Source organism: Mesorhizobium sp. M7A.F.Ca.CA.002.05.1.1 (genome assembly GCF_003998335.1).
In the GTDB taxonomy this organism is placed as follows: Bacteria; Pseudomonadota; Alphaproteobacteria; order Rhizobiales; family Rhizobiaceae; genus Mesorhizobium.
Window position 1 is genome coordinate 1 of sequence record NZ_RZQI01000004.1, and the last position, 18,338, is coordinate 18,338.

Annotated in this window: 22 protein-coding genes and 1 pseudogene; 4 read left to right on the top strand and 19 right to left on the bottom strand. The window is 59.4% G+C overall.

Features of this window, described 5'->3' with window-relative positions; all coding sequences use genetic code 11:
- The coding region (locus tag EN939_RS38465; RefSeq protein WP_206528259.1) for a hypothetical protein at positions 1 to 453 on the top strand (453 nt) is incomplete at its 5' end.
- A gap of 163 nt (positions 454 to 616) precedes the next feature.
- Here the strand turns inward: EN939_RS38465 and EN939_RS39960 are convergent.
- A pseudogene (locus tag EN939_RS39960) lies at positions 617 to 1,503 on the bottom strand (hypothetical protein).
- 369 nt (positions 1,504 to 1,872) lie between these two features.
- Between EN939_RS39960 and xth the strand changes: the two are divergent.
- Positions 1,873 to 2,664, top strand: coding sequence for an exodeoxyribonuclease III (gene xth / locus EN939_RS00545; protein WP_127266514.1), 792 nt, complete (start codon positions 1,873 to 1,875; stop codon positions 2,662 to 2,664).
- 459 nt (positions 2,665 to 3,123) lie between these two features.
- On the opposite strand, the gene EN939_RS00550 is transcribed toward xth, so the two are convergent.
- The 8 genes from EN939_RS00550 to EN939_RS00585 form a co-directional block, all read right to left on the bottom strand.
- Complete coding sequence (locus tag EN939_RS00550; protein ID WP_127266515.1) at positions 3,124 to 3,426, bottom strand: hypothetical protein; 303 nt, start codon at positions 3,424 to 3,426, stop codon at positions 3,124 to 3,126.
- 103 nt (positions 3,427 to 3,529) lie between these two features.
- On the bottom strand, positions 3,530 to 3,844 hold the full coding sequence (locus tag EN939_RS00555; protein ID WP_127266516.1) for a DUF982 domain-containing protein: 315 nt from the start codon (positions 3,842 to 3,844) through the stop codon (positions 3,530 to 3,532).
- Positions 3,845 to 4,359: 515 nt separating this feature from the next.
- Positions 4,360 to 4,728 carry an SPW repeat protein gene (locus EN939_RS00560; RefSeq protein WP_127266517.1) on the bottom strand — a complete coding sequence of 123 codons (369 nt, stop codon included), beginning with the start codon at positions 4,726 to 4,728 and terminating at the stop codon, positions 4,360 to 4,362.
- A 31-nt stretch (positions 4,729 to 4,759) separates the two neighbouring features.
- Positions 4,760 to 5,071 carry an RNA polymerase rpb6 gene (locus EN939_RS00565; RefSeq protein ID WP_127266518.1) on the bottom strand — a complete coding sequence of 104 codons (312 nt, stop codon included), beginning with the start codon at positions 5,069 to 5,071 and terminating at the stop codon, positions 4,760 to 4,762.
- A gap of 12 nt (positions 5,072 to 5,083) precedes the next feature.
- Positions 5,084 to 5,851 carry an NADH dehydrogenase ubiquinone Fe-S protein 4 gene (locus EN939_RS00570; protein WP_127266519.1) on the bottom strand — a complete coding sequence of 256 codons (768 nt, stop codon included), beginning with the start codon at positions 5,849 to 5,851 and terminating at the stop codon, positions 5,084 to 5,086.
- Between the two features lie 71 nt (positions 5,852 to 5,922).
- Positions 5,923 to 6,432: an Hsp20/alpha crystallin family protein gene (locus EN939_RS00575; protein WP_013525023.1), complete on the bottom strand. Its 510-nt coding sequence runs from the start codon at positions 6,430 to 6,432 to the stop codon at positions 5,923 to 5,925.
- A gap of 73 nt (positions 6,433 to 6,505) precedes the next feature.
- A complete protein-coding gene (locus EN939_RS00580) occupies positions 6,506 to 6,976 on the bottom strand; it encodes an Hsp20 family protein (RefSeq protein ID WP_127266520.1) in 471 nt (156 codons plus the stop codon).
- A gap of 238 nt (positions 6,977 to 7,214) precedes the next feature.
- The gene (locus tag EN939_RS00585) at positions 7,215 to 7,568 is read right to left on the bottom strand and encodes a hypothetical protein (RefSeq protein ID WP_127266521.1); all 354 of its coding nucleotides are present in this window, start codon (positions 7,566 to 7,568) and stop codon (positions 7,215 to 7,217) included.
- Between the two features lie 285 nt (positions 7,569 to 7,853).
- Here EN939_RS00585 and EN939_RS00590 point away from each other — a divergent pair, with 285 nt between their 5' ends.
- Positions 7,854 to 9,194 (top strand): Do family serine endopeptidase, encoded by a 1,341-nt coding sequence (locus EN939_RS00590; RefSeq protein WP_236383373.1) that lies wholly within the window; start codon positions 7,854 to 7,856, stop codon positions 9,192 to 9,194.
- A gap of 413 nt (positions 9,195 to 9,607) precedes the next feature.
- Here the strand turns inward: EN939_RS00590 and EN939_RS38470 are convergent, their stop codons facing one another.
- From EN939_RS38470 to EN939_RS00615, 4 genes are all read right to left on the bottom strand, one after another.
- Positions 9,608 to 9,844, bottom strand: coding sequence for a hypothetical protein (locus EN939_RS38470; protein ID WP_127266523.1), 237 nt, complete (start codon positions 9,842 to 9,844; stop codon positions 9,608 to 9,610).
- Between the two features lie 475 nt (positions 9,845 to 10,319).
- Positions 10,320 to 11,573: a GGDEF domain-containing protein gene (locus EN939_RS00600; RefSeq protein ID WP_127266537.1), complete on the bottom strand. Its 1,254-nt coding sequence runs from the start codon at positions 11,571 to 11,573 to the stop codon at positions 10,320 to 10,322.
- A gap of 1,381 nt (positions 11,574 to 12,954) precedes the next feature.
- Positions 12,955 to 13,386 (bottom strand): non-homologous end joining protein Ku, encoded by a 432-nt coding sequence (ku, locus tag EN939_RS00610; protein WP_236383371.1) that lies wholly within the window; start codon positions 13,384 to 13,386, stop codon positions 12,955 to 12,957.
- 87 nt (positions 13,387 to 13,473) lie between these two features.
- On the bottom strand, positions 13,474 to 14,334 hold the full coding sequence (locus EN939_RS00615; RefSeq protein WP_127266525.1) for an ATP-dependent DNA ligase: 861 nt from the start codon (positions 14,332 to 14,334) through the stop codon (positions 13,474 to 13,476).
- A 41-nt stretch (positions 14,335 to 14,375) separates the two neighbouring features.
- Here EN939_RS00615 and EN939_RS00620 point away from each other — a divergent pair, with 41 nt between their 5' ends.
- Positions 14,376 to 14,645, top strand: a complete 270-nt coding sequence (locus tag EN939_RS00620; protein WP_236383369.1) for a hypothetical protein — start codon at positions 14,376 to 14,378, stop codon at positions 14,643 to 14,645.
- Here EN939_RS00620 and EN939_RS00625 read toward each other — a convergent pair.
- From EN939_RS00625 to EN939_RS00650, 6 genes are all read right to left on the bottom strand, one after another.
- A complete protein-coding gene (locus EN939_RS00625) occupies positions 14,570 to 14,794 on the bottom strand; it encodes a KTSC domain-containing protein (RefSeq protein WP_164748849.1) in 225 nt (74 codons plus the stop codon). The genes EN939_RS00620 and EN939_RS00625 overlap by 76 nt on opposite strands.
- A 693-nt stretch (positions 14,795 to 15,487) precedes the next feature.
- Positions 15,488 to 15,676, bottom strand: coding sequence for a hypothetical protein (locus EN939_RS00630; protein ID WP_236383367.1), 189 nt, complete (start codon positions 15,674 to 15,676; stop codon positions 15,488 to 15,490).
- Positions 15,676 to 15,816 (bottom strand): entericidin A/B family lipoprotein, encoded by a 141-nt coding sequence (locus tag EN939_RS00635; protein WP_127266527.1) that lies wholly within the window; start codon positions 15,814 to 15,816, stop codon positions 15,676 to 15,678. The genes EN939_RS00630 and EN939_RS00635 overlap by 1 nt, the downstream gene beginning before the upstream one ends.
- Positions 15,817 to 15,828: 12 nt before the next feature.
- On the bottom strand, positions 15,829 to 16,020 hold the full coding sequence (locus EN939_RS38475) for a hypothetical protein (RefSeq protein WP_127266528.1): 192 nt from the start codon (positions 16,018 to 16,020) through the stop codon (positions 15,829 to 15,831).
- A gap of 722 nt (positions 16,021 to 16,742) precedes the next feature.
- Positions 16,743 to 16,940 carry a hypothetical protein gene (locus EN939_RS00645; RefSeq protein ID WP_127266529.1) on the bottom strand — a complete coding sequence of 66 codons (198 nt, stop codon included), beginning with the start codon at positions 16,938 to 16,940 and terminating at the stop codon, positions 16,743 to 16,745.
- A gap of 42 nt (positions 16,941 to 16,982) precedes the next feature.
- Positions 16,983 to 17,804 carry a hypothetical protein gene (locus tag EN939_RS00650; protein ID WP_236383366.1) on the bottom strand — a complete coding sequence of 274 codons (822 nt, stop codon included), beginning with the start codon at positions 17,802 to 17,804 and terminating at the stop codon, positions 16,983 to 16,985.
- Positions 17,805 to 18,338: the final 534 nt, after the last annotated feature.

Here is an 18,338-nt window from a genome sequence, read left to right on the forward strand (position 1 = left end):
CACCTGGACACTCTTCATCGTTCAAAATATCTCGCTGAACACGAGGATCGCGAACGCGACGACGGTGTCGCGCTAGACCAATGCCATCGGCATGTAACGGATGATTACCCTGTCTTGCCGGAAACGGCGCTCCAGTTCGGAGCGGCGGGCGCACCAATCGGACAAGTCGACTTCTTCCGCCATGACCTCGAAGATGACAATTTCGTCGATGGCGGAGTCGGCACCCTTTTGCCACAACCCCTCCGCTGGCGCCTGAAGGTAGGCAGTCACGCCATCGAACCGGGCAGCCAGCTCTTCCTTGACCCGATCGAAAGCTTCCCGCTCAAATGGCCGGCCGTCATTGTCCGCGCGCGGAAGCAGGATTTGGAAGAGGTGCATGACGACTTCTCGCTGAAAAGCATCCAACGGCTTTCATGGCGCCCCGTTCCTTCGGGAATAGCTCGGCCGGAGTGAAACTGGCGAAGCTGACGCTTGAGCGGGGGGCTGAATTCTCTGCCGAAACACACGCCCATCATTCAACGCTACGACCTCGTGCTGCCGTAAACGTGCCTGAGGTCCGCTCGACGGAGAGCCCGATTAGCGACCTTCGTGCCAGCCGCACGGCCGGATGCGAGCGTCACATCTGCCGGCTGCGACTTCGCCCAATACGCTCTCGACTGCGGGCTTTTCGACGGGCAACTCTAAGCTCGGCAAGTGTTGGCCACCACCAACCCCTCAGGCGTTCGGTCGGGCCAGCGGCCACCCTTGCGGGCCATGTCCTTACAAGTTCGCCCAGTGTAGCGGAGCGCCATCTGCCCCAAACGAATTCGCCGTTCGAAGCCATTGCGTGAGGATAAAGGGAAGTTGCGTCTGATGGCGCGACCACTTCACCGGAAATGTCGGTGAAGACGACGACCCCGTAGAGCTCGGTTGCGACAGCGCGACCCAGGTGAGGTTGATCGTGAGTTGGCAACGGGTAGCGGTGACGCCGGCGTTCAGCAGCCAGTTGGCGCGAGGCTCTGTAGCCTTCAGTATTTCTGGCGTCCACACGTCGCCGTTTTCTTTCCTCCGGCTCGGCATGGCGAGCAGCTTTTTCGATGCTTGGCCACCGGCGCCGGAGCTCGTCATATGAGCGAAATGGAACTCTCCAGGCCCGCAATTCGTCGTCCCAACTCGACCACGGGACGGCACGCAACTCTTCAAGCACTGTCCTCGAGTAGGGCGTACGAATGCGCAGGTCGTCCGCGATGTCCAGATATTGGCTCGATATTGGATCGAAGGCGAAGGCATCTCGTCCCTTGCTGTCGTCGTCGGGCGTCGTAGCGCTGCCTCTTGCGCTAGCCACCGGTCAATCCGCCGGGCTGCCGTTGTGCCGGGCACGAACCAGCTCTTGCGCTCGTCACTCCATCTCGCGCGCGGAAAAGCCTGCTGAAACCGCTCGACCGCCATTCGATCGAAGGAAAAGCGGGCTTCGGCGCCACTTGCCTCCTGCTTCTGCGGCCCGGGACGTGGGTTGTAATCCATCACAATGCATCGTTCGCGTTTTGTCGCAGGCAACGCAGTGACGGCCCTAAAAGTTCATCTGCCTAGCAAGCCTCCGGACCCCTGAACCCACGCGAAATGCCAAAGCTGTAGTGAAACTTTCCCCCCGTACCGCGGTTAAGGAGCTGAGAGGACAACACCGTCTAAATCGAACGAGAGAGCGGCTGCGGGCGAGCCTCCCCAAAGGATCGGTCGCGTGCCAGAAGAGGGGAGGGCGCAGGAGGTAAAACATGGCATCGAGACACATCGGTCGCCAGCCCAGGCGCGAGATTTGCGCCGGTATAGAAAAGGAGCGGCGGTTATTGGCGAGGCTGCCTGCAAGACTGACAACCCCGCCGCCGGCATAATGCAATGACACGCATCGCGACCTTCAATTTGAATGGCGTGAACGGTCGCCTGCCGGTGCTCATCAGATGGCTAGGTCAGACCAACTATGACATCGTCTGCCTTCAGGAGTTGAAGACCTCGGATGAGAAATTTCCCGCCGAAGCCATCAGGAACGCCGGTTACGGTGCCGTCTGGCATGGGCAGAAGTCTTATAACGGTGTAGCTGTACTCGCCCGAGGGAAAGAGCCGCTGGAGCGTCGGCGTGGCCTCCCGGGTGATCCTGACGATACTCACAGCCGGTATATCGAGGCGGAGGTGGATGGGATCGTGATCGGCTGTCTGTACCTGCCCAACGGCAATCCAGCGCCTGGCCCGAAATTCGACTACAAGCTCCGATGGTTCGATCGTCTGATCAGCTACAGCCAGGTACTGCTCAGGGAAGGCTCCCCGAGCGTTCTGTGCGGCGACTATAATGTCGTGCCAACGCCGATCGATGCCGCGGTGCCAGGACGTTGGCTAGGCGATGCGGTCTACTTTCCGGAGAGCCGGCAAGCTTACGCCGAAATGCTTGGTTATGGCTGGATCGATGCTGTCCGCCGTATCCATCCGGAGAAGGGCATCTATACGTATTGGAACTTTTCGTATCGTGGCGGTTTCGACAGGAGCTCCGGCCTGCGCATGGACCATCTCCTCGTCAGCCCGTCACTTTCGTCCAGATTACGTGATGCCGGCGTGGACGCTGATTTGCGCGGCTGGGAAAAACCGAGTGATCATGCGCCAGCCTGGATAGAGCTCAACCTACCCGGCCGTGATTGAAGGGTGCCGTTGTTCGCCAGGATGCCGGGCTTTCGCTATTGCAAAGCTGGTCTCTGCACTTGAGCATGGGATCTACCAATCTCGTGGTGGCAAAAGCTTCGCATTCACTGCTGAACTGGCCGACAAGCGCAGGCAGTTTGCGGGCGCCGAGAAGTCGCTTGCGGCCGAAAGCGATGGCAGGGGGGATGTCCTTCGGCCGCCCGATCCAATTACTTCTCAGGCCGAGCCGCGCCATCACGCGCGACCGGCCATCTCTTTGTCGCTCCCCACTAACTATTCCTGTCGGCAAGCTAAAGGATGATGCAGGAGTGAAGGCAGCCAGCGCCGAGGGTACCCGCTGGAGCTCATGGGCTTGGCTTCGGGTGGCACCAGTACGGCAGCGGCCGCGTGGGATCGCTGGTCACGGCCTGTCAGTCAGGCATCTGGCGCATGCCGCGCGGCGGGTGAACTCGCGCGGAGCTAGGTGATCTCATAGTAAAAATCGCAAATCAGATCCGCGACCTTAGTCGCTTCAAAATCAGTCATATGCGCGGCGGTCTCAAGAGCGACAGTCTCCATATCGTCCTGATCGACGGCCAGAAGGTCTAACAATTTCGCAAACTTGAATTTGAGCTCTCGGTCGCCGTCGAATTCATCGATCGTGACGTTCAAAATATTTACGTTGGCGTCTATCAGCCGCGTTTGAATGCTGTCGGAAGAGGCCGCTAACGCGCGAACGGCCGCAAAAAAGTGCTCACGCGCTTTGGTGTATTTTTCGCCCATTTAGAAACCTCGGTGGGTTAAAATGCCTTGGACGTGAGGGCGGAGCCGGGACTTAGGCTTTCGATAGCGCCGAAGTCAACGCATGATTGCCGCCGCAGGGCGTTTAACGGTCACTTTCTATAAGTTCGTCTGCACCGCCAATCTTCGGCCCTGTCATCCAAGGCGGCGCCACGGGAATGTCTTCGATCACACCCACCCTGCGTGCCCAGGTCACAAACGTCTTGTGCGCGGCCTCGACAGACTTGCGACCATCATATGCCGAGTAGCATGTATCACACGCCGCCCCGTGGAGAAGGCCGCGCCTTTCGACCGGCCATTCTTCCAGAAATTCTATGGCATCCATGACGCAACCGATTTTTCTGAGGACGAGACTGTCATCTCGTACAAAAATCGGCTGTTTGAACGTAGCGCTTTCCATCGTGACCTCCCTTCCAGCCTAAAGCGACGCTTGTGCCTCTTCGGGTGACGCAGGATTTTCCTCGGCAAAAGCATGCCGGTCCGCGTGACGCCTTCTCGGCACAGAGAGGATATTGGAAATGCCTCTTTTCAGTTCAAGAGAGAAGTGGCCGGCCGAGCCCAGCAGCCTCTTGGCAATCGTGTCGCCGTGCACCCCATCCCGCTGCCGCGCGTCGGTTCAGTCCGCGAGGGCTTCGAGCCACCAACCTGCACGTCGGCGATCTTGCCCTCGCGTAGCAGGGCGGCCTCGAACCGGCTATGGGAATTCGCGTCAAGATGTACTGGAGTGCAGCAGCCCCGCGAAGGGCCGATCCAGTACCAGAGGTTGAACTGTGTTTCCTGTTACTCATGTCCATGGCGGCCACTTCACACAAACGCGGGATAGATCGCCGAACCGGAACGGCATCAGCATCGATTGTGGTCTCGCGCGTAAAAAAAGAGCGGGCCCGGAAGATCCGGACCCGCCAGCGGCTATGATCAGGCTGCAGAAAGCGGTCGGTTGTTCGCGAGCCAAAGGCTGGCTGCTGCCAGGGCCGCAACCACAACGCCAGCGATGACGTGCGACCACATTGCTGCCGCCAGGCCGGCAAAGCCAAGCACCCAAGGTGCGGCCACAATCCACAGGCCGACGACAAGGTTCGCCCATTCTTCAAATTTGTGGAACGCCACCAACGCGCGCGCCGCGATCAGAACGGTGATTACGCCCGCGATGAAGGCGTGCCAGACGGCAACAGCATCGGCAGCATAGCCAAGGAGCCAGGGCGAGAGCGCCAGCGCGATGCCGGCAAGGATATTTACGACATCGAGCGCCGGCCTGCTGCTGTCGGAAGTGAGATTCTTCAACATCGATCATTCTCCTTTCCTGCGTTTCAGTACGTCAATGTACCGCCCTTGAGTCGAGGGCGGGTGCGGCAGCGGGCCTGTTCGGCCCGATGCCGCAAAGCTTCTTGGGTCCCGATTTGAAACGGACGCAGCCCTTCGGCGAGATCGGCTCAGTCAGGAGGAAGGATTCGATCTCCCGAGGTTCGAACGCATTGCCGGCGATCTCACTCAATGCGAGATGCGGCCGGCTCTTCGGGCTGGCCGCCAACCGGGGCGCTGCGCCGCGCGCCCGGCCCGCTGCCGCGACCGCAAGCGCGAAGGGGTTCGGGATCGTACGTTGGGCGTCGAAGTCGATCAGTGGGTCCATTCTTGCCTCCAGTCATGCGGCTATCCGGGAGCATACCGGGCTGAGCCGAGTCTGGAATCTCTGGGTGCGGCCCTCCAAGGCCAGCAGAGCGAGTTCAACCTCGTCCCGTCGCGTCGGACGTGCATTTTCCGGCATGCCTTCTGCGGTGGCCAGGTCGATCAGGTACTCGTTCCAGGCCCAGTTCTTGAGCACGGCAAGTTTCTCGTCGAGTGCGAGTACCGGGTCATCCACGACCTCCATCGGAGAGGCGTAGAATGTCTCGGGCTCGGAAAGCGCCGTCTGTATGTGCGCTGCCTTTGCACCAGCGCCATAGTTGTGGCTTGCCTGAAGCCATGCCAATTGCAGCCGTTGCCAAACCACGTCGGAAAAGACGTGCCTCTGCTCCGATGCTTGCCTGTTGCTGACCTTGGCCTGGCAGCCAGAAGATGGAGCCTGCACCACGTGGTTGAGGCCTTGGCGCTCCGCATAACGGATCGCCGCCTCAAGCGTCGGAAAATCCAGTTGAACCTGGGTCAGGGTGTCCCGGCCGCCCGTATAGCCCATCAGCGGCTCGATGAACGGGGCTGTGCGAGGTTCGAAAATCAATCGCCAGTCCTTGCGGGGCTTTGCTGAGGTCGTGGCCGAGCGGCATGGCTGGTAGATCCGTGCCGTCACGCCATCCGGAAACACTGACCGCCCCATTGACAAAGCCGGCTCGTCGAGACGAGGCCGATTGTCATTGTCCGGCCGGCCGGAGGTCTTGGTTGGGTTTCTGATGTCGCTGCTTTGAACTGTCTCCATTGTCTGTCCCTCCCATAATGAAGGGTGGTATGAGCAGCGGCCGTTACGGCCGCTGCTCATACTGCCGTGCGTCAGTTCTTGCCGTTGATTGCGATCCGCTTGGCCTTCGCCTGCGCCCGCTCGGTCTTGGGCAAGGTCACGGTCAGCACCCCGTTCTTGAAGGCGGCGTTGACCTTGTCTTCCTCGACCTCGTAGCCGAGCGGAATGAGGCGCTCGAAGCGACCGTAGAAGCGCTCGGAGAACTGCCGGTCTTTGTCCTCGGTCTCGGAACGCTTCTCGCCTTTAAGCTTGAGCGCCCCGTTGTCCAGCAGGACTTCTATGTCGCTCTCGTCCAGGCCAGGTATTTCCGCCGTGACGCGGACTTCCTTGTCCGTGTCAGAAATCTCCACGCTGGGCCAAGTGGCGGCAAAAGAGGGACTGAAGGCCGGCAGTCTGGCGCCAAAGCTGCGGAAGGCGTCATCGAACAGCCTGTTTACCTCCCGGTGGAGGGAGACGAAGGGGTCTCGATCTCCATCAGGGAAGAGACTGGGCGCCGAGTTTCCGTTGCCCCGGCCCCATGGGATCAAGTCACGTACGCTCATTGTCTTTCTCCTTTCGTAGGTCTCTGAGCCGGGCCGGACGCCCGGCTCAAGCGATGCCTTCATAGTGGATTGCTCAGGCCGCCAGCTTCTCGGTCTCGACCTTGGGCGCTTCGATCTTCGGCATGCGAGCCCCGCTGGAGATCTCGACCTTGCGCGGTTTCATCTCCTCGGGAACCTCGCGCTTGAGATTGATGCTCAGCAGCCCGTTCTCGAGGCTGGCGCCAGCAACTTTGACATGATCGGCCAGTTCGAACCGACGCTCGAAAGCGCGCCCGTTAATGCCGCGGTAGAGATACTGGCCGTTCTCATCGCCCGATTGCGACCCGCTCACGACCAGCATGTTGGGCTGGTAAGTGATGGTGAGCTGGTCCTGCGAGAAACCGGCGACCGCCATGGTGATGCGATAGTCATCATCATCAACCTTGGCGATATCGTAGGGCGGCCAGTTGTCGAACGAGGCCACACGGCTCGCATTCTCAAGCATGTCGACCATGCGGTCGAAGCCGATGCTGGACCGGTACAGGGGGGTAAAATCGAGGTTCATAACCACATCCTCCTTTGAGCAACATGGATCATAGGAGGCGCCAAGAGCCTTGCCGCCTCCTGGTCTGCCGGCCCCATCGGGCGACCGGCGACTATCAAATTTAGAATCGCGACTTGCACCTTCAAGAGGAAGAATAGGAAAATTTTCAGCGGCAGTCCGGGCGACGCACCCATGCCGCCCTCCCGCCGGCGGGGTCACTCGCCGACGGATCCATGGTGCAGGAACAATTATGTGGCGCTTAAATCCGATCGATGAATGGCACGAACCCGGCCACCACCGCGCTGTCACTGCCATCAGGACCGGCAAGCTCTTCCGATTGATCCAATTGTTGCAACGCATCCATGATCGCATCGAAGCTGACCGGTTCACCCGCCCCCGGCAGCATGCGAAGCGCTGGCACGGATTCTACCGCGCAGGCATCCGACGCCCATGACGAAAGGATGGCGCGCTTCTCCTGAACGTCCAGGGCAACGTCGGCCAAAACGTCGTGGGGGTGTTTGAAATGCCGTGCCGGATGCAGCAAGCGGTCCAGAAAAACGTCAGGGGCCACGGGTTCAATCGAGGCAAAATGGGTCGAAATGGCTGCTTCCATTGATGGTCCTCCGCTTCAGACAATCTCCTGCGTGGTTGAGTTTGGCGGCTCTCGCGATTCCCGCCAGACGAAATTTTGGAACGTCTCAAGCAGGTTTCAATGGCTCGGCACGGGTCACATCCCCGTCGTCAACGCCTTAGAACCATTTTATCGGGCCGGTGAAACAATCGGCGAGAATCTCAGTTCTGGCGTCGGACGAAAATCAAGGACCCGAATCCGGCAGGAGAACCAGTCATGTCTTACCTCTCCAGGAACTTGTGCATTGGCTTGATCACAGGAGCCCTGATGCTCTCGACTGGCGGCCTTGCTCCGGCCACCGCACAGGAAATTCCGAACGACTTCAGCGCAATTGTGCGTCAGAAGCTGCCAGCCGTTGTCGCCATCACGACCAAGCAGATCATCCAGGATCAAACGACGCTCAACGGCTTTCTCAATCCCTTCGACGGGGCAGGGCGTATCCAGCCCCAGGTGCGGGAAGCACTCGGCTCCGGCTTTGTGATCAGTCCCGAAGGCTACATCGTCACCAATAACCATGTCGTCGCCGACGCAACTGAGATTCATGTCGTGTTCTCCGACAAGGAGACGGCGCCCGCCAGGGTGGTGGGCCGCGATCCGGCAACTGACATCGCGGTATTGAAAGTCGATCCTCGGCCCAACATGACGGCGACGGCCTGGGGGGATTCGGACGCGATGCAACCAGGGGCCTGGACCATCGCCATCGGCAGTCCCTTCGGCCTCGGGGGCACGGTCACTGTCGGCGTCCTTTCTGCCCGCTCTCGCGATATCCAGGCCGGTCCTTACGACGATTTCCTGCAGACTGACGCCTCGATCAACAGAGGTAACTCGGGAGGTCCTTTGTTCAACGCGCGCGGCGAAGTCATCGGCGTCAACACGGCAATCGTGTCGCCGTCAGGCGGCAGCATAGGCATTGGGTTCGCGGTGCCCTCGCGTACCGCTCGGACTATCGTCGACCAGCTGATCAGCACTGGCCGCATCGAGCGCGGCTTCATCGGCGTGCGTCTTCAGGAGATCACGCCCTCCATCGCCGAGGCGCTCGGAATGCCGGGCGCCAAGGGAGCGCTGGTTGCCTCTGTCGAGGCTGGCAGCCCGGCGCAGAAAGCGGGAATCCAGGCCGGCGACGTGATCACCCGGTTCAACGGCAAGGACATCCAAGGCGTCCATGACCTGACGCTGGCGGCAGCAAGCCAAAAGCCGGGATCGAAAGTGACCGTAACAATGAACCGGGGCGGCACACACCAGGAATTGTCACTGACTGTCGATCAGCGCAGGGATCAGGAGGAACCGACCGGTACCATTCCAAGCCTGGGGACAGAAGACCAGCGCCTTGGTCTATCACTGAGCCCCATTCCGGACGATGCGCGCCAGCAACTCGGCCTGCAGGCCGACAGGACGGGCGTGTTCGTCCAGGATGTCGCTCCCAACAGTCTTGCAGCCGAAAGCGGCATCCGGCCAGGCGACGTTATCGTGTCGGCCAACAACCGAAACATGACCCAGCCGTCCGACGTCCGTGAGGAATGGGCGAAATCCCGTCAGCAGAAAAGACCAATGCTGTTCCGTATCGACCGGCAGGGACAATCGCTTTTCGTTGCTGTGGCAAACTCCTGACTGACAGGCCAGAGGGCGTCGCGATCTGTGCTGCTGGCCTGGCCCCCTACCGGGCGCACCAGAGTTGTGAAGCTGATGAGCGGTGTGTTTTAGGTGGCGGTCCGTTTCAACATGCGGCTGCCGGAGCTGTTCTGCAGCTTTGCACACGCGACCTGCGACGCATCGGTCGGCGAGACCAAAGTCGACCTTAGGTTCGGCGCATCGGTGAGCACATCCTGGACAAGAACAAGGTGCGATCCGCTCCTGAGCGCGTGCGCGGCCTTGTGATGCTACTCGTACGATGGTGGGAAGTCTGAAGGCCACGCGCAAGCCCTTTGACTGAACTGAACCGGGCCCAAAGGTCGGCTTCATTGAGAAAGTGCCTGCAACGCTGCCGTGGATGACAGGGCCGAATTGCACATTCCATTGCTGATCTATTCCAGACGGGTGCCCGGTTCAGCCGGGTCGTCCTCGTCGGGCTTAAGCAAGTCAATAAGCGCGGCCCCTCGTGTTCCCGGAAGTGGGCGCCCCTGTCCCATTAACGCGTCGTCAGCAAAAGCCCACGCCCACGCCTCGCTCAATTCCTCGATCGACGCACCCGTTGCGATGATCTCCGCAACTGTAATATCGTCGGCTAATCCAATGACGGAGAGAACTTCTTGCCGTGTCATCGTTTGACCGCGTTCTGACTACAACCCAACTAGATGGAGATTTCATGGAGCACTTGCAACCGATCTAATGAGGGCTGTTGCAAGATTCCCTTGCGCAAGATCAGAGGCTGCGTAATGGCGCCATTCACCTGGCCAAACGCGCGCAACATAGGGCGCAGGGCGCAGAAATCGACGGAGCCCATGCGCTCGGCATTTGCGAAGACTCGGCAAATCATCCAGATGATCGCCCATCACTGAGGCCACTTGGTGGAACTCCTACTGGACCATCCACGCAGCGGGAATCGGCTATGGGTGTTCGCAACAACCCGGAAACTCGTTTCAGGGGATTATTCTCGAAAATCGTGGTCTGCCGGGCGCGATGTGGAGATACAGGGGAACCCTTGGGTCGTCTCGGTGGACCAAAGTCCCTGAACTAACCTGTTATCATCGACGCACGGGAACCCCGCGATTCAGAAGAGCAGATCTCGGGCCACGCCTATGCCCCAAGGCTGCCCGGCCGAATATGTTTGCGCGCGGATAACTCCGGTCTGTGAAGCAGCACCCTGTTGCGGCCGGTCTGCTTGGCCAGGTAAAGTGCGGCATCCGCCCGTTGCTGTAACTGCTCCGGCGAGATCGCCTCAGCGGTCTGAACGGCAACTCCAATGCTCAGAGTGACCCAGCGCGACACGCGGGATCCAGGGTTGGGCAAAGCGGCAGCCTCGACGCTCTTACGCATTCGTTCAGCCACAGCGGCGGCCTCTTCCTCGTTCACCCCGGGCAGGAGCACGAGGAATTCTTCGCCGCCATAACGGGCAACGTGATCGCGATCACGCCTGACGTTTTCCTTCAAGATAGTTGCGACCTTTACCAAACACCGATCTCCCTCCGCATGGCCGAGGTGGTCGTTTAGCTTCTTGAAGTTATCAATGTCGCACATCAGCATCGCGGCACCGGCAAGGCAACGTTTATCACTTCCCCATAGGTGCTCGAGTGTTTCCGTCATCCAGCGACGGTTGGAGATGCCGGTGAGTGGATCGGTCCTCGCCAGGAGTACCAGTCGATCATTGGCTTTCGCCAGTTCGGCGACCCTGCGTCGGTCGCGAAGCTCAAACAGGAAAGTCTTTTGAGCGAGAATTGTCATGATGCGCCGCGCGGCCACCGTTGCAAAGATACCGCTGGCGAAGAACAGCGTCCCAGCCACTGCACTCCCATGCGCGATGGCCGGGTTCTGCAGTTGAAGCATGAGATAAAGTCCGAGCGCCAGCGCAGCGATAGTCATCGTCCAGGCCAGGGGGATCCCGAAGATTATGATGGCTGTAATGGCCACGAACAACATGACGTTCAATTGCCGTTCGTAGAACTCGCCACCAGCGCTTGCTCCGACCAATGCGACTGACAACAAGATAAGGAACATGCCTGCGATCAGCGAGGTTCCTTGGAGCCAAGGCGCCTGCGGTTTACGCCAAACAAGGACGACGGCCAACGCCACGGGCGGGATGATGGCGCCGGGCAGGAGCATGGACTGCGCTACGACCCATGGAAGCAACGCCGCGTTCAGTGCCAACGTCAGCACATCCAAAAATGCCACCCAGATCATCCACGCGCGGATGATTTTGGCCGTTTGCGACCAGACACGTACTCGAAATAGGCGTTCGATCTCGCCACGCAGGCTGATTTCGCGCGTACGGCGCGCCAGAAGCCGGTCGACCTCAGCGGCTAGGGCAGGATCATCCTGCACATCGGGGGGCATCAGATCTGACAAGTCGATAGGCCTTACGCTGCTTTCTCCTGAACATCTATCCAAGCCATAGGCGGTCGGCGGTGGGCAATCATGTCAACTTACCCTGAAGATTTGATTTATAGCTGTGATTTGCGAACACTCGGTCCCAAACCATCTGATCCTCGATGCGCGTAGCCGAATTAACCTTTGTAATTGCGGTGGCGCTGCACCGCGGTTATCCACGCCGCCGCCGGGCTCGGCGAGATGTCCCGGGAGCTTCTGAAGTCGAGCACGTGAAGGAATGGGGGTGATGCCGATTCTCGTCATCATTGACCTTTCGAGTATTGCCTGCAGACCAACAGGATGGATTTGGCCATGAAAGGAAGCCGACCGGGTATTTCGTTGTTGGATTTCGACATACTCTCCCGGGCTCTTACGTCAGCCATCAGGGAGAGCCCGGAATCCGATTCGACGGTCCAGGCCCGCGAGCTTGTGTGCCTATACACCGGCAAAAAGTCAGCCGACCAAAATTTGATCGCGGCCTTGCTTCACGCCAGTCGCGCCCAGCTGGACTTGGAAGCATCCAAGGAAAATCGGCCCGGCAAGAATTGACTGAGTGCCTGCATCTGCTCGACGTGATCTCTCACCGGTTGTCTCCTCAACGGAGCTACGTTCCGAGACGAAGCCCAAAGGCCCGACCGACTGAGACGCAGCGCATAATTCCCGCGGGCGACAGGACGAATATCCTGACCGCGACACGATAGCCAGAAGGTCACCGAATGGACCTTTAAAGTCATGGCAGCGGGTTGGACTTCGATCGAGATAGCCGAGGCCATCGAGCATCCGGCCGTGGCCGACCGTCGTGGGCGCGAGGAAAACGCCGCTCTAGATGCCTGCTGCTCGCACGAGCATTTTGACCCCAGGGCGATAAATTTGAACTGACCTGAGGAACATGCATCTGCAGTCGAAGTTCGGGATGTGCTTGGTGAGGACGACTCCCTCCTTGAAACGACCAAGCTCTGGTGCGAGGGCCCGCCTCTGGTTCCGAGACCCGGTGGCGGGCCTATGCAATGCCAGCAAGCGTTAAGTTTTTTCTGCAGGCCTGGAACCTGTTTCTGAAATCGAAGTTGGGTTTGCAGCTTGGCTCCCCGGGCCAGGTCTCAAAGCAAGGCCCGCCGCTGTTTGTGTCCTCAGTGGCGGGCCTACTTCGTTTCCGCTCAACGCTACATTGCGCTAGATTAAAGCAACGATCATCCACGCAATCTCACATGGCCTCGGTCCATGGCCAGGTCGGCACGATCATTTTTTGGGTGACGGTGACCACGCCGACCAGTTGGTCACAAGGAGTGACCAAACGACGAGACCTATAGCTACGGGCACAACGGCAATCCGGCAACAAAGCCCGATGTGTCTAGGCTGCCCGTAACCTCCGGGATTTGGCCATCGCGTCGCGCAGGACGCCAAAGGCCTCCAGCGAGGCGCCGTCAGCCGGGATCAAGTAGTATGGCTTTTCGAGATAGCGCGTGTCGATCTCGGCAACCGGAACAAAGGAATCGACATCGAGTGTGTGCTGCGACGTCAGTTTCAGTTTCTTGATCTCGTCCGGCTCGACGTGGATGAACTCGCCCTTGTCCGCCTCGTAGCCTTTGATCTGATCCGCGACTTCGACAACATCGCCAGTCCCTTCGTCGACATAGGCACTCTTGACGGGTAAACCGTCGCTGCGGTTCAAAATCTTGAAGTGGATTTTCGATGCCTCGCTTGTGGCACCCACTATCTTGACCCCGCACGACACGGAACCGACCCTCAGAAAGCCCTTCCACACCGCGCGGGGCGCAACCATGCCGTTTCTCCTAGACCTTGATCTCGGCACAACGTCAGTCAGGCACACGGTTCTGTTCCGCGTCATGGGCAGCACCTTGTCGCCAGCTTATTCCTCACGGTAGTCCAGCAGCTTGGCGTGGCGGAGCCTTTCCTCGCCCTTTAGGAACCGCACGCGACCGACCAGACCAGGCTTAAGCCATTCGGCCTTTTCTTTCTTTAGACCGATGGGCACTGGTCCGCCGACCTTCCCTTGCACGCGATCCCATAGTCGCTGACGCTTGTCGGCTTTAAAGGCAACGAAAGCGCCGCCAGCATAGCGACCCTTGTCGGCCATGAGCACCATCGCGGGCTTTCCGGCCTCGCGCTGCACGCCAATGATGTCCATTTCCTTTTCGGCATAGCACTTGATCTTGCGCCAGTTCATCGTCGGCCCGCTGCGGTAGACGCTGTCCTTGCGCTTTGAGATCATGCCCTCCAGCCCTGCCTTGTCGACCAGGTGATAAACCGCATCGCCAGTGCCGGGCATGGCTTTGCTGACCTGAATGCGCCCGACGGCTGGTATCAATGCCTGCAGGATCTCGCGGCGGTCTTCCACCGGCATGTTGCGCAGATCATGCCCGTTCAGGTGCAGGAGATCGAACGCCACCAAATACAGGTCCCGCGACGGCTCACGGCGGGTAACGGCTGATTGCAGGGCGTGGAAGTCGGACAGGCCGGCCTCGTTGACCGTGATTGTCTCGCCATCGATGATGAAACTTTCCGCCTCGATCGCCTCCGCCTCTCCGGCAAGTTCGATGTAGCGGCCGGTCCAGTCGTAACCATTCTTGGTGAACAGCCGGATCCCGTTTTCATCCTTGATAATTTGGGTGCGATACCCGTCGAATTTGATCTCGTGGAGCCATTCGTCGCCTTGCGGTGGCGTGTCGACCAGCTCGGGCTCCATGGGCTTGATGAACTTCAGAGGCATGCGCCGACTCGCATAGTGCGATTCAATTAGCGCGCGCTAAAATGGTTCCGGAACATTTTAGACGAATTGAATGTTTGACAGTTATGACGAAGCTATCCGACCTTGGACCGCCGATTCCCGGCAAGCAGCACGGCGGCGAGCCTGCCGACGAGCTCAACAATTTTATGACCTGTCCGGTGTGCGGCCAGCAGTTCGACATGCGCGACTTCCGCCAGGTCGCTTGGCACAATCTGCCTCAGCATGAGCCGCTGGAGCCGGAGCTTGCCACAGGCCGGAACGCGAAATGGTTGCGGATGCGATCGTTGAAATAGCGGCCCTTGGCAAAGGCAGTTTTAAAATCGGCGTAGGTATCAGGCGGCACGTCCAGAAAGTCGTACTGCCTGCCGCTCGCTACAAACCACACCGATAGAACCCTGGTGCCCGGATTGTATTCGAACCTGCGTATCGAGGTTGACGGCATGGTGCACCAGATGCTGCTAGCGAGCGGCCCGCGAGATGGCCCGCCCACTGAGGAAGCGGGAGCGGGCCGACCACGGCTGTACGTCCATGGCCATCATCGCCTCCACGGAAGGGGCGGTGACAGAATTTCAACTCCCATTGGATTGCGGCGTTCCACAGATAAACAAAAAGGCCCGCCACCTCTCGGCAGCGGGCAGTGTAGGTCGCTAGGATCACCCAGCGGTAACTAAAGTACACCCCGTCTCGCCAAAAGGGAAATGTTAGATATCTCTAATGTATGATTCGGACCCCGGGGGCTGACCGTAGCGTATCAAATCCGAGAATGTCTTGCGGGCCAGGTGATAGCGGAATACCGGGCTGGGGCCCCGACATCCTATTGCGCCGCCGCACAGGCAACGAAAAGGTCCCTGACGCTCCACCGATCCGGAAACTACTTTCTTAAGGTGACCGACGAGAGCAACGGCAGAGTGTTCGCCTACCAATACGCCGACTTGCTCTGCTGAGTGGGTCTGAGTAGCGGCTGCTGCTCACCTCCGGGTCAAAAACCCGCCGCCCCATTCATAGCAGCGGCGGGCCGTGCCTAGGGATAGTTGGACTAGACGGTGTGTTGATTCACCGCTGATGGATGGCTGAGGTGCAAAACCATGCAACCACAAACCCCGATACGCGACAGAAAGCCGTCGCAACGTCAACTTTACTCAAGCCGGAATTCAACCGCATGCTTGTCGGCCTCACTAATAAGGCCGCTGTCCATGGCGGCTTCGAACGCCTTGGTGAAATACTGATCATCGGAAGCCTCGTGATTCTGCTGCGCAAGATCGATCGGCAGAGCTCCGATCACGCGGCCCGTTGTCTTCTCGATGACCGTGACGGTCCTCTGCATCAGGGTTTATTGACCGTGTCGTCGACTGCGTTGGCCGTCGATTTGACGTCCCTGCCGACGCCTCGGACGGTGTTGGCGCAGGCCGCAAGGGCCAAGGCACAGGCAAGAATGACAACCGGTGTGATGCGTAGCAGTCTCATGGACGGGTTCTCCTATTTGTGGTTATCAAGTCCGCTTTGCCGTATCGCACCTGTAACCGCCATCACCTTGTTGTGGGCGGCCGCTTCATCTGCGGTGTCAAAGGGCGTTGCGATGGTCGTCCCATCCAGAGCCAGTAGCACAGCCAGGAACGGAAGGCCGATCAGCGGTGGTGCGTAGACGTACGCTGGGCGGGCATTCTTCATCGCCCATGTAGCACCCTTTGTCGGTCAGGACCTAATCCACGCCCTGAAGACCAAAAAGCCCGCCAGCCGGAGCCACCGGGCTTCCAGTGGTCAAAGACCTGCTCAGGTCGCAGAAAGACCCGACTCGATGACTTGCGCCGTGATTGAGGAAAGAATTCCCCGCTTGGTCAGGACTGGCTTTTCATAGGCTTTTTTCATAGCTGTTCCTCCCTTTTCACCCACCGAAACTGCTTTGGGGCAATTAACTTGTCAAGCTGATGCTAAAATGGCCGCCAGTGACGCACGCCACGCGTCGCGATCGTCGCAGAGAAGACGGAGAATGATCCGGTGCGAACCAGCGGGCGAAGAACTTCGGTCGCGTTGGACGGCAAACGGGCAATCCAGATCGACGGCTGTCCTGTCGAAATTGGTCGACCAAGACTTAGCCGGCCCCCCCAAATCCGGGGAACGATGCTAACGGGAGAGCGCTACATGGCCGGGCCCACCTACCGCCGGCATGCAGCGTGAGCAAGTCGTGATCGATCGCAGCGGCAGTCCGTCAACCCGGCGCCGCGAGTCGTGCGCGAGAGCACTGGCTTCCGAGCGTTTCCTCCAGCCGAGCCAGTCGGCGACTGACAACGGATTTGCGACGCCCAGCCGCCCCTCCGCACGATGCCTGGTCCCTGCGTGATCTCCCGAAGGTCCTGGCTTCGGCTTTTCTGATCTGGCACATCGTCGGACACTCAGCGCGTCTTGCCGGAGCGAAGATGCATCTCGATCTTGTTGATGGCCTTGGTGAGGATATCGACCGCCTGCAGATTGACTGCGAAGTCGAAGTTCCCTTGCGCCGTTTCGAATATCAGAACGCCGACCTTGGTCTCGTCGTCGCTCATCATGCCTGTTCCAATGCCGGTCGGCATATAGGGTGGTTTTTCTGACATGGTTCTCTCCTCGGGTGCGGTGTGGGCTGGTCAGGTTTTTAGCTATCCAGCGTGCGACCTGGAGTGGCCAAGCACGATCGATCGACGATGGCCGTGTAACCCGTTCACCGCTAATCGAAATGCATCGACTGGCCGCGCATCCGCCAGGGTCAGTGCGATTGCAGGATTTGCAGGTGGCTTCTCCATAAGCAGGGAGCCGTCGAAATCGCGCCATGCCGCCATCCGCAATTCTTCACCGTCTTCGCTGGCTGCAGGATCGAAAACGTGGGCATCGTAGGGGTCCTGGTCAATCTCGATCGTCCAGTCCTTGAGCGCCTTGCGAGCCATTTCTTCCACCTGGGCGAGGTTGCTGGTGAAGAAGGGGATACGGTCGCCATTTTCCGAAAGCGGCTCGACCTGATCCAGCGTCGGCCGCTCGGGCACCCAACCAAGAACGAAGGCAATATCGAAATCGATCTGGCGGTCCGGCCCGGTCGTGGTCTCCAACCGGGTGACAACATCGGGATAGAGCTGTTTGCGCGCCGGCCACGTGTCCGGGAGCGCCTCGGCCTGCAATCTCGTTCGGGGCACGTCGATCAACTCCATGATCTGATGGCCCGGAACTTTATCCTCCGGCCAGCCCGCACAACATGCAGTCGTCGCAGCCTCGTCGGCTTCCATCCAGACCGAAGCAGCCTGGTCCTCGTCCTCGGTTGGCTGGTCGTCTTCCGGAAAGCCTTTGATATCCCAGCCTTCCAACGCGAACAAACCTTCCGCGCCTTGCAAAGCCGTAATCCCGGCGCGCGCGAAGACTGCTTCGGCTGCCGTGACCCCGCGTGCCAGTTCCTCGGGCGTTGCACCTTCAATGTTCAAGCGAAGTTCCATGGTTCGCCTCCATTATCAAACTCCCACAGTGAACAAAATAAGAACAAAGGTGTCAATAGACTCCTGATGGCTTGGAAATAGGGTAGTTTTTTCAATAGGATAGCGTACATCAGGCAATCGGTTGAGGCTTCGTGCTCAATCCCAACGCAACTGCATTCATGGCCGCTGCTACACGGACCACTGCGGACGGGGACAGTCGGTCCCGCGTCCCGTCCTGCGGCCGGCGCTATGCTGACGCTCCTACGGCTGTCCTGTTAACCGCCCGCGGCGGGGGCGAATTTCCTCCGTCCCGCGCGCGACAATGTCCGCCATTGCGGGCGCGCGCGGGACTGCGGTTTATACGCCGTTTTTCCTTGTGCGCCGCCAACCGCCGGCGCGAACATCCCAACAGGACAGGTGGCCTCGACGCCTCGTCCTGCTGGCAAACGGTTCTTTCGGTGCCACCGGGCGGTCGCGACAAAATTTCTTCCGCGGCACCACCTCGCCATGCCATTGACTCTTTATTAGGAAGGGAACAAATGAGGAACATTCCGC